Annotated in this window: 11 protein-coding genes; 5 read left to right on the plus strand and 6 right to left on the minus strand. The window is 62.9% G+C overall.

Annotated features, from left to right (window positions below):
• Positions 1 to 12 precede the first annotated feature (12 nt).
• From ABVQ20_RS15500 to ABVQ20_RS15510, 3 genes are all read left to right on the plus strand, one after another.
• Positions 13 to 1,869: an ABC transporter ATP-binding protein gene (locus tag ABVQ20_RS15500; RefSeq protein ID WP_354460386.1), complete on the plus strand. Its 1,857-nt coding sequence runs from the start codon at positions 13 to 15 to the stop codon at positions 1,867 to 1,869.
• The gene (locus ABVQ20_RS15505) at positions 1,869 to 3,761 is read left to right on the plus strand and encodes an ABC transporter ATP-binding protein (RefSeq protein ID WP_354460387.1); all 1,893 of its coding nucleotides are present in this window, start codon (positions 1,869 to 1,871) and stop codon (positions 3,759 to 3,761) included. The genes ABVQ20_RS15500 and ABVQ20_RS15505 overlap by 1 nt, the downstream gene beginning before the upstream one ends.
• Positions 3,762 to 3,930: 169 nt before the next feature.
• Complete coding sequence (locus tag ABVQ20_RS15510; protein ID WP_354460388.1) at positions 3,931 to 5,397, plus strand: M81 family metallopeptidase; 1,467 nt, start codon at positions 3,931 to 3,933, stop codon at positions 5,395 to 5,397.
• Positions 5,398 to 5,472: 75 nt separating this feature from the next.
• On the opposite strand, the gene ABVQ20_RS15515 is transcribed toward ABVQ20_RS15510, so the two are convergent.
• The 6 genes from ABVQ20_RS15515 to ABVQ20_RS15540 all read right to left on the minus strand — a co-directional run bounded on the left by ABVQ20_RS15515 (position 5,473) and on the right by ABVQ20_RS15540 (position 12,021).
• Positions 5,473 to 6,498, minus strand: a complete 1,026-nt coding sequence (locus ABVQ20_RS15515) for an ABC transporter ATP-binding protein (protein WP_354460389.1) — start codon at positions 6,496 to 6,498, stop codon at positions 5,473 to 5,475.
• Positions 6,495 to 7,535 carry an ABC transporter ATP-binding protein gene (locus ABVQ20_RS15520; protein WP_354460390.1) on the minus strand — a complete coding sequence of 347 codons (1,041 nt, stop codon included), beginning with the start codon at positions 7,533 to 7,535 and terminating at the stop codon, positions 6,495 to 6,497. Before ABVQ20_RS15520 ends, ABVQ20_RS15515 begins: the two co-directional genes overlap by 4 nt.
• The gene (ddpC, locus tag ABVQ20_RS15525; RefSeq protein ID WP_354460391.1) at positions 7,535 to 8,428 is read right to left on the minus strand and encodes a D,D-dipeptide ABC transporter permease; all 894 of its coding nucleotides are present in this window, start codon (positions 8,426 to 8,428) and stop codon (positions 7,535 to 7,537) included. Before ddpC ends, ABVQ20_RS15520 begins: the two co-directional genes overlap by 1 nt.
• Positions 8,428 to 9,444: an ABC transporter permease gene (locus ABVQ20_RS15530; protein ID WP_227348904.1), complete on the minus strand. Its 1,017-nt coding sequence runs from the start codon at positions 9,442 to 9,444 to the stop codon at positions 8,428 to 8,430. Before ABVQ20_RS15530 ends, ddpC begins: the two co-directional genes overlap by 1 nt.
• 254 nt (positions 9,445 to 9,698) lie before the next feature.
• Complete coding sequence (locus ABVQ20_RS15535) at positions 9,699 to 11,240, minus strand: ABC transporter substrate-binding protein (protein WP_354460392.1); 1,542 nt, start codon at positions 11,238 to 11,240, stop codon at positions 9,699 to 9,701.
• Positions 11,241 to 11,337: 97 nt separating this feature from the next.
• Positions 11,338 to 12,021, minus strand: coding sequence for a helix-turn-helix domain-containing protein (locus ABVQ20_RS15540; RefSeq protein ID WP_354460393.1), 684 nt, complete (start codon positions 12,019 to 12,021; stop codon positions 11,338 to 11,340).
• A 129-nt stretch (positions 12,022 to 12,150) separates the two neighbouring features.
• Here ABVQ20_RS15540 and ABVQ20_RS15545 point away from each other — a divergent pair, with 129 nt between their 5' ends.
• Together ABVQ20_RS15545 and ABVQ20_RS15550 are read left to right on the plus strand one after the other, a co-directional pair.
• Positions 12,151 to 13,302: an NAD(P)/FAD-dependent oxidoreductase gene (locus tag ABVQ20_RS15545; protein ID WP_354460394.1), complete on the plus strand. Its 1,152-nt coding sequence runs from the start codon at positions 12,151 to 12,153 to the stop codon at positions 13,300 to 13,302.
• A gap of 23 nt (positions 13,303 to 13,325) precedes the next feature.
• Positions 13,326 to 14,588: an amino acid deaminase gene (locus tag ABVQ20_RS15550; protein WP_354460395.1), complete on the plus strand. Its 1,263-nt coding sequence runs from the start codon at positions 13,326 to 13,328 to the stop codon at positions 14,586 to 14,588.
• Positions 14,589 to 14,609: the final 21 nt, after the last annotated feature.

Here is a 14,609-nt window from a genome sequence, read left to right on the forward strand (position 1 = left end):
TGGATATTTTCCTTGAATACGCAAGCAAGCAGCAGCGCGACGGAGCGCGGCAAATCGTTTGCCCATGTGGCGGAAGCCTCCTGGGGCAAGGGCCTCAGCACCTTGCTGCGTATCGTGCGCATGACGCTGCGCCATCCCTGGCAAGTCGCGATCACTCTCGTCTCGACCTTCATCGCCGCAACGCTGCAGCTTTTCATTCCACGCCTGCTGGGACGCGCCATCGACCAGGCGCAAGGCGTGATGGCCGCAGGTGCCGGTGCGGCGGCGCAGCAGGCATTGTGGAACACGGCGTTGACGCTGCTCGTCGTCAGCATCCTGCGCGGTCTCTTCACCATGGCGCAAAACTATTATGGCGAAGCCGTCGGCCATCGGACCGGCTATGAACTGCGCCTGGCTTTCTACGAGAAGATCCAGCGCCTGAGCTTTTCCTACCACGACAAGGTCCATACCGGCGATCTCATCACGCTCGGGCTGCTCGATCTCGACGGCGTGCGCATGTTCTTTTCCACCGGCATTTTGCGCGTCGTGCTGCTTGGCGTGCTGATCGGTGTCGGCGCGTACCTGCTGATCAGCACCGATCTTGTGCTCGGTCTGCTCAGCCTGAGTTTCGTGCCGTTTGTCGCCTGGCGATCCTCGGTCACCCAGCTCAAGTTGCGCAGCACCTGGCTGACGTTGCAACAGCGACTGTCGGTGCTGAGCCGGGTGATGGATGAGAATCTCGGCGGCATCCGTGTGGTGCGTGCCTTCGCGGCGCAGCGCCACGAGCTCGAAAAGTTCGACCGCGCCAAGCAGGATGCGCTGGACCTTGCCAATGAGCGCGTCGACATCCGCGTCGGCAACACCGGCGCCATGAACTTCTCGTTCCTGGCGGCCATGGGCCTGGTGCTCTGGTTCGGCGGCCAGAAGGTGATTGCCGGTCAGATCAGCGTCGGCACGCTGGCCCAATTCCTCACCTTCATGACCATCCTGCAGATGCCGGTGCGCCAGCTCGGGCTGATGGTCAATTCGTTCGCGCGCGCCTCGACCTGCGGCACGCGGCTGTTCGAACTGCTCGACGCCGAACTCGACATCAAGGACGCGCCTGATGCGAAAGATCTCGTCGTCACCGAGGGCGTGCTGCGTTTCGACAATGTCGGCTTCCGCTATGAGAGCGCGGGCGACCGTCCGACCCTGTCCGGTATCTCCTTTGAGGCGAAGCCCGGCGAGACGATCGGCATAGTCGGCCCGCCTGGCAGCGGCAAGTCGACGATCGCGCATTTGATCCCGCGCTTCTACGACGTGACATCGGGTGCGATCACCATCGACGGCCAGGATATCCGTGAGGTCACGCTGCAATCGCTGCGCAAGACCGTCGGCGTCGTGCAGCAGGACGCGTTCCTGTTCACCACTTCGATCGAGAACAACATCGCCTATGGCAATCCCTGGGCGCGCGAGACCCGCATCGGGCAGGCAGCTGAATATGCCCAGTTGCACAATTACATTATCGGGCTTCCGGCCGGCTACACCACTGTGGTCGGTGAGCGCGGCGCTTCGCTTTCCGGTGGCCAGCGGCAGCGCCTGACCATTGCGCGCAGCCTGATGCTGCGGCCATCGGTTCTGGTCTTCGACGATTCCACCGCGGCCATCGATGCCGGCACCGAGCAGCGCATCCGGGCGGCGATGAAGCGTTTTGCCCGGGACCGCGTCACGCTCATCATCTCGCACCGGCTGAGTTCGCTGATGCATGCCGACCAGATCCTGTTCGTGGAGGGCGGCCGGATCGTCGAGCGCGGCACGCACGAAGAACTGCTGGCGCTCGGTGGACGCTATCGCGCGCTCTACGACCTGCAGCTTCGTCCGGACGACGATCGAGCCGTGGGAGCAGCGTGATGTCGACACAAAGCGACGACGAGAAAGACGACACCAGCGGACGGCCGACAAAGGCTGTCGTCGGCTCGCATCGCGACGAGGAAGAGGTTTTTGGCAAAGCCTACGACCCGCGCATTGTCAGGCGTATCTGGAGTTTCGTGAGGCCGTATCAGGGCAAGATCCTGATCTCGGTCGCCGCGGTGCTGGTGTTCACGCTGACGCAGCTGGCGATCCCGCTGGTCATCCGCTACGCCATCGACCATGGCATGGCGGCGGGCAGGCTCGACCAGTCGGTGATGATCTCCGCGATCGGCGCCTTCACGGTGATCATCCTGATCAACTATGCCGCCAGCCATGTACAGGAAAGCGTCGTCGGCAAGGTGGCCGAGAATGTGCTGTCAGACCTGCGCCGCGCCATGTTCAGTCATCTGCAGCGGGTGTCGCTGAGCTTCATGGACAAGACCGAGGTCGGCCGGCTGATGTCGCGCCTGCAAGGTGATGTCAATTCGATGCAGGAGTTCCTCGAGACATCCGTCATGTCGGTGGGCGACATCGTGCTTTTGTTCGGCATCGTCAGTGTGTTGCTGTGGCTCGATTTCCGGCTTGGGCTGCTGACGCTGTCGACCATGCCGGTGCTGTTCATCGTGCGCCTGTTCTGGCTGCCACGCGCCAAGGTCGCCTTCATGGCCGCGCACGAAACCAACTCCATCGCCAACGGGGCGTTGGCCGAAGGCATCCATGGCGTGCGTACCGTGCAGAGCCTGGAGCGCCAGCATGTCAATTTCGACCTCTACGACGAGAAGGTGCTGGCCAACCTCAACGCCCATCTGCGGTCGGCGAAGTACGCACAGGTGATGGTGCCGATCGTCGACACGCTGACCGGCATTGCCATGGCGACAGTCATCGTTGTCGGCGGTTCGATGGTGCTCTCGCACAGCCTCGACGTCGGCGTCATGGTGGCGTTCCTGTTCTACATCCAGCGCTTCTTCGACCCGATCCGCTCGCTCACCATGCAGTACAGCGTGATGCAACGCGCCATGGCCTCGGGGCAGCGTATTTCCGAAGTGCTCGACGTGCCGGTGGATGTCAGCGACAAGGAAAACGCCGTGGCGCTGTCGCGCGACATGGATGGCTCGGTCGAGTTCAGGAATGTCACGTTCGGCTACCGGCAGAACCTGCCGGTGCTGAAGAACATCTCCTTTCGCGTCAATCCGGGCGAGACTGTCGCGCTGGTCGGCCCGACCGGATCGGGCAAGTCCAGTTCCATGGCGCTGGTGCACCGCTTCTACGATGTCTGGTCAGGTGAGGTTCTGGTCGGCGGGCACGATGTGCGTGACCTGACACAGGATTCGCTTGGCGACCAGGTGGCCATGGTCCTGCAGGAGCCGTTCCTGTTCTCCGGCTCGGTGCTGGAGAACATCCGCTACCACAAGACCTCGGCCAGCCGCGAAGAGGTGGTCCGCGCGGCACAGGCCGTCGGCGCGCACGACTTCATCGAGCAGCTGCCCAATGGCTACGACACCGAACTCGAACAGCGTGGCGGCAATCTCTCGCTCGGCCAGCGCCAGTTGATCAGCTTCGCGCGGGCGCTGGTGGCCGATGCCAAGATCCTTGTGCTCGACGAGGCCACGGCCAGCATCGATTCCTACACCGAGATGCTGATCCAGAAGGCGCTGATAAAACTGCTGGAAGGCCGCACCGGTCTCGTCATCGCTCACCGGCTGGCCACCATTCGCGGCGCCGACCGCATCATCGTCCTGCAGAATGGCGAGATCGTCGAAAGCGGCAACCACGAGCAATTGATGGAAAGAAAAGGCCTCTATGCCCGCCTCTACAACATGAACTACGCCTCGTTCGACGACATCGCGGAGGGCGAGATGGAACTGGAAGCGGCGGTCGGCAAGGCGACGTAACTCGTGCTGATGGAGGCCCGCCGCGAGGGCAACCATACCCGATATGGTTCACAGCGGGAGCCCCCGATCATGAGCCAGTCGGCATAGGCTTCCGCAGTTGACTTTCCGAACATAAACATATTTTTATTGATCGGAAAAGTCGTTTCAAGTCAGCGCCTGAGGTGGTTTCGTGAAGTTGTTCATTGCCGGGCTGGATACTGAAACCAACACGTTTTCTCCGATACGCACCGGCCATCACGCATTTGTCGAGGGACAGATCGCGCATGGCGATGCCACGACGAGGCCGCTGAATTGCTGTTCCTCGCAGCTTTTTGTCTGGCGCAATGCGGCGCGCGACCGCGGCTGGAATGTGGTTGAAAGCCTGTGCGCCGTGGCGGAGCCCGGCGGCACGACGACACGCTCTGTCTACGAGGATTTCCGCGGCGAGATCCTGCGCGACCTCAAGGCCGCCATGCCCGTCGACGGAGTACTTCTCGCCCTGCACGGCGCTTGCGTCGCCGAGGGCTATGACGATGTCGAAGGCGATCTTTTGGCCCATGTCCGGGCGCTGGTCGGACCCGATATTCCCATAGGCGCGGAACTCGACCTGCACTGCCATCTGACTGATCGCATGGTCGAAAACGCCACCATGATTGCGGCCTACATGGAATACCCTCACACCGATATCGAGGAACGCGCCGGCCATCTGTTCGAGCTGATGGTCAAGGTGCTGGCGGGAGAAATCCATCCGGTGATGGCGCTGTTCGATTGCCGCATGATCGGCACCTTCAGGCCTCATCAACAGCCCTTGCGCGGGCTGGTCGACCGGATGAAGGCGCAACAGGGTCGCGACGGCATTCTGTCGGTATCGTTCGGCCACGGTTTCCCGTGGGGCGATGTCGCCGATGTCGGCGCCAAGATGCTGGTCGTTGCTGATCGCGATGCCAACAAGGCGCACCAAGTCGCAGCGGCCTTTGGCCGGGAGATCTTCGCCCTGCGCGAAGCGCTCGAGCCTCATCACCTCAGCATCGACGACGCGCTTGATCGCGCCATGGCGATCGAGGGTGGCCCAGTCGTGCTGGCCGATGTCTCGGACAATGCGGGCGGCGGCGCTCCGGGCGACTCCACCTTCATCATTCGCCGGGTGATCGAGCGCGGCATACGCGGTGTCGCCAGTTGCCTGTACTGGGATCCGATCGCGGTGCGGCTGTGCCAGGCCGCCGGCGAAGGCGCGACGTTGCCGCTTCGGATCGGCGGCAAGATCGGGGCGGCATCGGGCGAACCGATCGACCTCAATGTCACCGTGCGCCGCATCGCTTCAGGCGTTACCCAACGCTTTGGCGTGGTGCCGCTGCCGATCGGCGACGCCGCCTGGGTCAGCGCCGACGGTATCGATCTGGTGATCAACAGCGTGCGCACGCAAACCTTTCATCCCGAATGCATGACCGCGCTCGGTCTTGATCCCGCCACCCGCAAGATCGTGATCGTCAAGTCGAGCAACCATTTCCGGGCCGGCTTCGAGCCGATCGCCAGAGACATTCTTTATGTTGCCGCGCCCGGAGCGCTGCAGCCCAATTTTCGCGATCTGGCATACACCAAGCTGCAACAGCCATACTGGCCGAAGGTCGCGGAACCATTCGCGGAATTGGCGCTGTAATCAACGCCAAGGTTTAGTGTTCGCAGCGCGGAAACAGGACAGTTCGACCGCCGCGCCCAGCGCCACCATCCGCTTTCAGATATCACCCGCCTGCGCGCGGTGACAGCGCACCGAGCGCGGCCATGCCGCCTTGTCCGACGGTGACATGGCGACGGTTCCGGTACGATCGCCGAATTCGACGAGCGACTGCGGGCGATCACAGCCGGCTGCGGCAAAGGAGCAGCGGTCGCGATAGTAGCAGCCGGTTGGCAGGATCCTGTTGTTGGGAAGCTCGCCGACACGGGTCGCGGCGAGTTCGGGCAGCGGGTGCTTGAGGCTCGGAACCGTGGCCAGCAAGGTCCTGGTGTAGGGATGCGCCGGAGAATCGAGCACCTGTACCGCCGGCCCGGCCTCGACAATCTGGCCAAGATACATCACCGCCACGCGGTCGCAGAAGTGGCGCACCAGCGAAACGTCGTGCGAGATCATCAGATAGGCGAGGCCTAGCTCTCGCTGAAGTTTCAGCAGCAGGTTGATGATCTGCGCCTGGACGGAGACGTCGAGCGCGGATGTCGGCTCGTCCAGGATCAGCAGATCCGGATCGGTGCTGATCGCGCGCGCAACGGCGATGCGCTGGCGCTGGCCGCCGGAGAATTCATGCGGGCGCCGGTCGAGGTGTTCGGGCCGCAGGCCGACGGAAGCCGCGAGTTCGGCGGCACGCGCCCGCAGTTCGGCCTTCGACATTCCGCCGCGCACATGCAGCGGCTCGGTGATCAACCGCCACACAGGCAGGCGCGGATCGAGCGAGGATTGCGGATCCTGGAACACGATCTGCATCTGCTGGCGGATTTCACGTTTGCGCTTGCCGCGCGCGTCGTGGAAATCCTGACCGTCGATCAGCACCTTGCCCGAACTGCGCTCGACGAGGCCGATGATCGCTTGGACGAGCGTGCTCTTGCCGCAGCCGGATTCACCGACGATGCCAAGACTCTCGCCAGGGCGGATTGTCAGGTCCACCTTATTGACGGCATGAACATGCGAGGTGGCCCCGCCGAACCAGCCGCCGGGAATGGGAAAGTTGACGGTCAGATCCTCGACACTGAGAAGAGGCGCGGTCGTCATAGCGTGGCCTCGCTCATGATGCTCGATGGTTGGATTGCCCCGCGCCGCCAGCAGGCGACGAGATGCCCGGGAGCGGTCGCCACGGAAGGAGGCTTTGCCAGGCACTGGTCGTTGGCTTCCGGACAGCGCGGCCGGTAGAAGCAGCCTTGCGGCGGATCAAGCAGGTTGGGCACGGTTCCGGGGATGGCCTCCAGTTCCGCTTTCGGCTCCACCCGTTCAGGCAGGCAGCGCAGCAGCGCCTGCGTGTAGGGGTGCTGCGGCGCTTCCAGCACCGCCCGCGTCGGGCCGGACTCGACGATGCGGCCGGCATACATGACGTAGAGCCGGTCGCAGAGCTGCGAGACAACAGCGATATTGTGCGAGATGAAGACGACCGACGTGCCGGTCCGCTTGGCGCGGTCCAGGATCAGCCGCAGGATCACGGCCTGCACCGTCACGTCCAGGGCTGTCGTCGGCTCGTCGGCGATGATCAGGCCGGGGTTGCACGAGAAAGCCATGGCGATAAGCACGCGCTGGCGCATGCCGCCCGACAGCTCGAACGGATAGGCCTTCATGATCCGCTCGGGTTCGCCGATCAGCATGTCCTTGAGGATGCCGCGCGCGGTGCGCTCGGCCTCCGCCTCGCTGACCGCTTCGTGGCGCTGGATGACGCCGACCAATTGCTTGCCGATGCGGATGGTCGGGTTGAGCGCGTTCATCGGCTCCTGGAAGATGGTCGAGACCAGCTTGCCCCTGACATCCTGGAGTTCGGTTTCGCCCATGGCGAACGGGTCGCGGCCGAACAGACGGATACTGCCGGCGGTGACGCGGTAGCGGCCTTCGGGCAGAAGCCGTGTCGCCGCCATCGTGGTCACCGACTTGCCGCAGCCTGACTCGCCTACGAGGCCGACAATCTCGGAGGTACCGATCTCGATCGTCACGTCGTCGAGCGCCTTGATGGCGCCGGCATAGGTCGGGAATTCCAGCGACAGGCCTTCGATAGTCAACGCTGCGGGTTTTTGCCCGGCGGGCTTCAGGGTTCCGGATGCCACGTCCATCACCGTCCTCCCAACCGTGGATCGAGCATGTCGCGGATGCCGTCGCCAAGCAGGTTGCAGCCCATGGCGGTGATCAGGATGGCAAGGCCGGGGAAAGTGCAGTACCACCATTGGTCGAGGATGTAGTTGCGGCCGGTGCTGACCAGCGCGCCCCATTCGGACGTCGGCGGCTGTGCGCCCAGCCCGATGAAGCTCAGGGCGGCTGCGATCAGCACGATGCCGCCGAGGTCGAGCGTTGCCTGCACGATGATCGGCGACAGCGCGTTGGGCAGGACATGCCAGCGCAGGATGTAGAGCGGCGAAGCGCCGAAGGTGCGCGCCGCCTTGACGAAGACCCGCTCGCGCAAGGACAGCGTCTGCCCGCGCGCCAGCCGCACATAGGCGGGGATACGCACCAGCGCCACGGCCAGCATCGAGTTGACCAGGCTGGGGCCTAGTGCCGCCGCAAGCGCCATGGCCAGAACCAGCGCCGGCAGCGCCATGATGACGTCCATCAGCCTCATGATCGCGGTGTCGATGCGGCCACCCAATATGGCTGACATGCATCCGATCACCACACCGACACCTACAGATATCAGGACGATCATGAACGCCGCGACGCATGAGGCGCGCGACCCATAGATGATGCGTGAAAACAGGTCGCGCCCGACCTCGTCCGTGCCGAACCAGTGCTGCGCGCTCGGCGGTTGCAGACGCGCCGACAGCATCAGCTTGTCGGGATTGTAGGGTGCGATCAGGGGTGCTGCGACGATCATGATGATGACCATGACGATGATCGCCGCGCCAACCAGCGTCAGCGGGCTGCGGCGGGACAGGTACCAGAGAAAATGCAGCCGCGACTTCCAGCCCGAAGCGGCAGGGACGGCCTGTGTCGCGGAAGAGGCCACGCTCATCATCCGATCTCCCTGATCTGCGGATCGGCGAACATGTAGGCGATGTCGACGATCAGGTTGATGAGGACGTAGCCGATCGATGCGACCACGGTGAATCCCATGATCGCGGGAAAATCGAGTGTCTGGATCGAGGTCACGACATAGGTGCCCATGCCCGGCCAGGCGAATACGGTTTCGGTCAGCACCGCGCCATAGAGAAGGTCGCCCAGCGCCAGGCCAAGCAGGGTGATCGACGGGATCAAGGCGTTTCGCAACGCATGATTGAAGATGATGACACGGCGGCGCAGGCCGCTGGCGCGCGCGGTCCGGATGTAGTCCTCCTGGAGCACATCCAGCATCGATGCCCGGATCTGGCGCGTGATGACGCCGAGATTGGCGAAGGCAAGCACGAAGGAGGGCAAGATGAGATGCCGCACCGAACTCCAGAACGCGTCCATGCGGCCTTCAAGCAAGGAATCGATCAGGAAGAAGCCGGTGACGCGCGTTGGCAGGGCAATGCCCATGTCGATGCGTCCGCTGCCGGGCAGGATGTGCAGCTTGGCGTAGAACAGCAGCACCAGCACCAGCGCGAACCAGAACACCGGCATCGAAATGCCGCAGACCGAGATGGTGCGCGCCACCTGATCGATCGGGCCGTCCTTGTAGATGGCGGATGCTACGCCGAGCGGAATGCCGATCACGATCGCCAGGATCAGCGAGATGGCGCCGAGCTCCATCGTCGCTGGCAGGAAGGTGGCGATATCGCCGGCAACCGAGCGGCGCGTGCGCAGCGAGGTTCCGAGGTCGCCATGCAGCAGGTTGCTGACGTAGATGGTGAACTGGTCCCATACCGGACGGTCGAGCCCGAGGTCGCGCCGCACGCTCATCAGCGTTTCGGCGCTTGCCCTGTCACCGGCGATCATCCGGGCAGGATCGCCGGGGATCAGGTGGGAAATGATGAAGGTGATGACTGCGACGCCGAAGACGACGAAGAACAGCATCACGAAGCGGGGAATGATAATGCGCATGATCGTCATGTGAGGTTGGTCCTCGTGGCGCTGCGGGCTTCTTTATGCCTACGGAACATGGTGATCGGCAAGGCGTTGCGCCTCACCGACCGTCGGACATTGTTCGACGCTTCCCGGGTTGTTGAGACTGCACGGCCAGACGCTTCCGGCAACCGACCGGAAGACATCTGGCGTGACAGCATTCTGCAGAGCAGGGATGCCGAAGATGTCAGGTTCCATATGTGCGACGAACGGGAGCGCCATTGGCGCCCCCTCGTACGCGGTCATTCCGACTTCGACATGGTGGCGAAGTTGTAGACCTGGATCAGCATCGGATTGTAGACGTAGCCCTTGACCACCGCGCGGCGCGCGAAGATGTCGTTCTTCTGCATCAAATAGAGATAGGGAGCGTCCTGCGTCGAGAGCTTCTGTGCCTCGAGATAGAGCTGCTCGCGCTTCGGCTGGTCGATGATGCTGGCGGCCTCGCGAACAAGGCCGGCGACCTTGGGATTGTTGTAGAAGGCGCGATTGCCCGGGCCGCCCATGCGCTCCGGATCGAACCAGTAGTTCATGAACATGTAGGGGTCGGCGAAATCGGGCGTCCATGCGCCTGGCGCCAAATCGTAGTTGCCGCTCGCCGCCATTTCGCGCTTGGTGGTGTCGGCAACGGCCTGCAGGTCGAGCTTGATGCCGATGTCGGCCAGGTTGGCCTGCAAGGCGAGACCGACCGGCTCCCAGGCCGTATCGGCTTGCGAGAATGTGTAAGTGAGATGGATGTCGGACTTGCCGGCCTCCTTCAACAGCGCTTTGGCCTTTTCGGCATCGTAGCTGTACTGGAAGCCGTTGGGGTCATGCCCCCACATGCCATCGGGAACAGCACCGCGCATCTGCTCGGCCTGGCCCTGCATGATGCCGTCGACGATGCCCTTGTAATCCACCGCGTAGGAGATCGCCTGGCGCACGCGCACATCATCGAGCGGCGGCCGTTTGTTGTTCATATAGATGTAGTTGACGTAGAGGCTCGGATTGCTCTCCACAACGATGTTGGAATCGCCTTTCAGCGCGGCGGCCTGGTCGACCGGAACCTGTTCGATGATATCGGCATCGCCATTGACGAGTTGCAGGCGGCGCGCCGAGATTTCACCGACGGTGCGCACGACAATCTGCTTCAAGGCCGGAGTCGGGCCGCTGTAGTGCTCGTTGCGGTCGAGCACGACACTCTGGTTTCGTTCCCAGCTGGTGATCTTGTAGGCGCCGCTGCCGGCGGTGTGCTCGGCCAGCCAGGCCTTGGCCATGTCGCCGTCTTTTTCATGTTCCATCACCTTGGGATTGATGATGGCGGCACCCGAAACGGCCATGGTCGAGAGGAACGGCGCGAACTGCGACGACAGGATGAACTTGACGGTACCGGGATCGACGACCTGAACTTCCTTCAGCACGGGAAAGGCATCCGAAGGTCCGGCCTTGAGCTTCATCGCCCGGTCGAAGCTGAACTTGACCGCCGCCGCATCGACATCCGTGCCGTCATCGAATTTGTGGCCCTTGGCCAGCTTGAAGGTCCAGACGGTGTTGGTGTCGTCGACGGACCAGCTTTCCGCAAGCTCGGGAACGACGTCGGTGGTGGCGCCCTTGTAGGCCACCAGATGCTCGTAGGCTGCGTAGATGAAGGTATAGCCGCTGTTGCTGATCTCGACGCCGGGGTCCGCGGTCGGCGCGTCCTCCGCTCGGCTGAGAACCAGCACATCCGACGCGGCCCAAGCCGCTTGCGTCAGCGATGAGGTGACCAAAAGGGCAAAGCCCAGCTTCTTCCAGTGCGCGAAAACCATCTCTCTACCCTCTGAGGTTCGGCGGACTCGAACGACGCCTGTTTCCGGCAATTTTGTCCGCACGATCAGATTAGGCAACGATTTTCCGAAGCGCAACTTATTTTCTTATCGTACGCGCCACTTGCTCGGTCTTGGCACGTGGCGCCAATTTTGAAATGGCACTTTCCTCGATCTCGGAAGAGCCGATCGCATCGATCAGATCTTTCTCCGTCGTGGAGCAAATGCAGATGAAGCGCGCCGGCTTCTCGCTCGCCGTCACGTAGGCATGCCCCATGGTTGCATCAAAATAGACGGAGTCTCCCACCTTCAAGACCACCGGTTCATAGTGCTCGGTGTGGAGCTCAAGTTCTCCTTCCACCACATAGGTATATTCTTCGCCGACATGGCGGATGAAAGAGCCGAACTCTTCCATCGTTCGGGCGTGCGCCACGCCGAACATCGGGACGATCGATTTTTTCGAGATGTCGGTGCACAAATAGAGATAGTCGTAGTTCTTCGTCTTGATGGAGCGGCCATCGCCGGCCCTGCTGATCGTGCGGCGCCCGAGCGGACTCGGGCTGGTTTCCGAGGCACGGGTCCCGAACAATTCGACAATGTCGACCTTCAGCCCCTCGGCCAATTGAACGATGCGGTCGTAGGTCAACGACATCTGGTTGTTTTCAACCTTGGACAGCGTTGATATGGCGAGCCCGGTCATCGCGCTGACTTGCGACAAGGTCCAGTGATTGCGCGTGCGGATTTCCCGCAGGAAATCGCCCAGGCTGGCTTTCTGATCCGTCATATTCGTTGCCGCATCCCGCATTTCAGGTCACCAACGATAGTACACTCTAATTTTTTGCGCGATATGGAAAACTGCTTGATCTATAGGAAAAATAAGTTTCTGATGAGACCAATCAGTATCGGGTGAATGATGTTCGACTTTGTTGTGATCGGCGGCGGCATGGCGGGCGCTTCCGCTGCCTATGAGTTGGCCGATGGCGCGAGCGTCCTGCTGCTCGAGCGAGAAGAGCATTGCGGCTATCACACGACGGGCCGCTCGGCCGCACTCTTTTCCGAAACCTATGGCAACGCCACCATCCGGTCGCTGACGAGAGCCAGTCGCGGTCTGTATGAGGCGCCACCGGCCGGCTTTGCCGAGCACCCCCTGCTGACGCCGCGTCCTGTGCTTTTCATCGCACGCGCCGATCAGGAAGCAAGCATCGCGGATATGGCCGAGATATTCGCGTGGACGGGCGGAAAGCCGTCGCGGGTTCTCAGTGCCGACGCTGTGCGCGAGCGCGTGCCGATCATGCGTGCCGACTATGTGGCACAGGCCCTCCTCGACGAGACGTCGATGGACATCGACGTCCACGCCTTGCATCAAGGTTATCTGCGCGGCGCGCGCGCCCGGGGCGCCCGCATCGCGGTTTCCGCCGAAGTCCTCGATATCGATCGGGATTCCTCCGGCTGGCGGATCACCACGGCCAGGGAGCAGTTCAAGGCGAGGATCATCGTCAATGCCGGTGGCGCATGGGCCGATACCATCGCTGCCATGGCCGGCGTTGCAACAGCCGGACTGACGCCGCTGCGACGCACCGCCATGATGCTGGACCTGCCCGATGGCGTTGACGCTTCGTCTTGGCCGCATGTGATCGACGTCGATGAGGAGTTCTATTTCAAGCCCGATGCCGGGCGGCTTCTGGCGTCGCCGGCGGACGAGACGCAGAGTGAACCTTGTGATGCACAGGCCGATGAGTTTGACATCGCGGTTGCCATCGACCGCATCCAGCAAGCGGCCGACCTGCCGGTGCGTTCGATTTCGCGCCGCTGGGCGGGCCTGCGCACTTTCGCTGCGGATCGCAGCCCTGTGGTTGGCTTCGACCCGCGTTGCGAGGACTTCTTCTGGCTGGCAGGCCAGGGCGGCTATGGCATCCAGACTGCCCCGGCGCTGGCCAAGGTGGCCGCCGCACTGGCCCACCGCAGGCCCATTGCCGACGCTATCCTCGATGCTGGTTTCGATCCCGATGAGGTGTCGCCCGCTCGCGCCGGGATTGGCCGCGCGGCCCATACCGCCGCCGCATAACTCTGATCCGGGGGAGATCATCAATGGCCTTCAATCTTGACGCACTGGCGTCGGTTGCCCTGGACGACAGCATCAAGGGCATTCCGTTCGGCGCCAGGCTCAGGCTCGCCGATGTCGCCGATCAAGGCTGGAATTTGCTTTCCGGCGACCTGCCGCTGCCCGCTGCGATCATCCGCGCCGACGCGCTGGCGCACAATTCGCGCTGGATGCAACGTTTCGTCGCCGAGCGCGGCGCGCTGATTGCCCCGCACGTCAAGACGACGATGTGCCCGCAGATCATCGCCCGCCAGATCGCCGATGGTGCCTGGGCTGTGACCGTCGCGACGGTCCAGCAGATGCAGGTCTGCCGCGGCTTCGGCGCGGAGCGCATCATCCTCGCCAATCAGGCGGTCGGACGGCTGGAACTCGATGCGATCGCCGCCATGGTCGGGGAACCCGACCTCGATTTCATGATGATCATCGACAGCGCCGCCGGCATCGAGGCGGCAGCAGAAGCGGTGCGGCGCAACCAGCTTGACCGCCCGCTGCAACTGCTTCTCGAACGCGGCTACCCAGGCGGCCGCACCGGCTGCCGGACCAATGACAGCGCGCTTACCCTTGCCAGGCAGATACGCGCCACACCGGGGCTTCGCCTTGTCGGGATCGAGGCCTTCGAGGGCCTGATAAAGGCAGAAAACGGGTCGGCCGAGCAGGCGGTCGGACTTTTCATGGATGAAATCGCCGCGCTCTTTGGCCTTTGCGCGGATGAAGGTCTGTTCGAGAGCGACGCGCCGCTGGTCACCGCCGGCGGCTCCTCCTACTACGATATCGTCATCGACAGGCTGGCGCAGTGCGGCGCCCGCGTGGTGACGAGAAGCGGCTGTTACGTCACGCATGATTCCGGGCTTTACCAGAGTGCCCACCAACGCCTGCAGGCCAAGACCGGCGAGCAGGACGGCCTGCGCCGTGCGCTGGAAATCTGGGCCTATGTGCAGTCGATTCCTGAGCCAGGACTTGCCCTGCTGACGGCCGGCCGGCGCGACTGCGGAACGGATTCGGGATTTCCGGTGCCGCTCCTCCTGTCCCGCGCAGGCGCCCATCCGCAGGACTTGCCGTCGGGATGCGAAGTGATCAACCTCAACGATCAGCACGCTTACATGCGCTTCCCGGCCGATCTGCGGCTTGCCGTCGGCGACCGTGTCGGGCTCGGCATTTCCCATCCATGCACGACGTTCGACAAATGGCAGATCATCTACCTTGTCGACAGTGACTACAGGGTGGTGGAAGCCATGAAGACCTACTTCTGAAGCTTCTCGCGGCGATGTCCT

The sequence above is a fragment of the Mesorhizobium shangrilense genome, from assembly GCF_040537815.1.
In the GTDB taxonomy this organism is placed as follows: Bacteria; Pseudomonadota; Alphaproteobacteria; order Rhizobiales; family Rhizobiaceae; genus Mesorhizobium; species Mesorhizobium shangrilense.

Coding starts and splice junctions, on each gene's coding strand:
- ABVQ20_RS15505 (WP_354460387.1), top strand. CDS start 1,869: ATGTCGACACAAAGCGACGACGAGAAAGACGACACCAGCGGACGGCCG.
- ABVQ20_RS15515 (WP_354460389.1), bottom strand. CDS start 6,498: ATGACGACCGCGCCTCTTCTCAGTGTCGAGGATCTGACCGTCAACTTT.
- ABVQ20_RS15520 (WP_354460390.1), bottom strand. CDS start 7,535: ATGGACGTGGCATCCGGAACCCTGAAGCCCGCCGGGCAAAAACCCGCA.
- ddpC (WP_354460391.1), bottom strand. CDS start 8,428: ATGAGCGTGGCCTCTTCCGCGACACAGGCCGTCCCTGCCGCTTCGGGC.
- ABVQ20_RS15530 (WP_227348904.1), bottom strand. CDS start 9,444: ATGACGATCATGCGCATTATCATTCCCCGCTTCGTGATGCTGTTCTTC.
- ABVQ20_RS15535 (WP_354460392.1), bottom strand. CDS start 11,240: ATGGTTTTCGCGCACTGGAAGAAGCTGGGCTTTGCCCTTTTGGTCACC.
- ABVQ20_RS15540 (WP_354460393.1), bottom strand. CDS start 12,021: ATGACGGATCAGAAAGCCAGCCTGGGCGATTTCCTGCGGGAAATCCGC.
- ABVQ20_RS15545 (WP_354460394.1), top strand. CDS start 12,151: ATGTTCGACTTTGTTGTGATCGGCGGCGGCATGGCGGGCGCTTCCGCT.
- ABVQ20_RS15550 (WP_354460395.1), top strand. CDS start 13,326: ATGGCCTTCAATCTTGACGCACTGGCGTCGGTTGCCCTGGACGACAGC.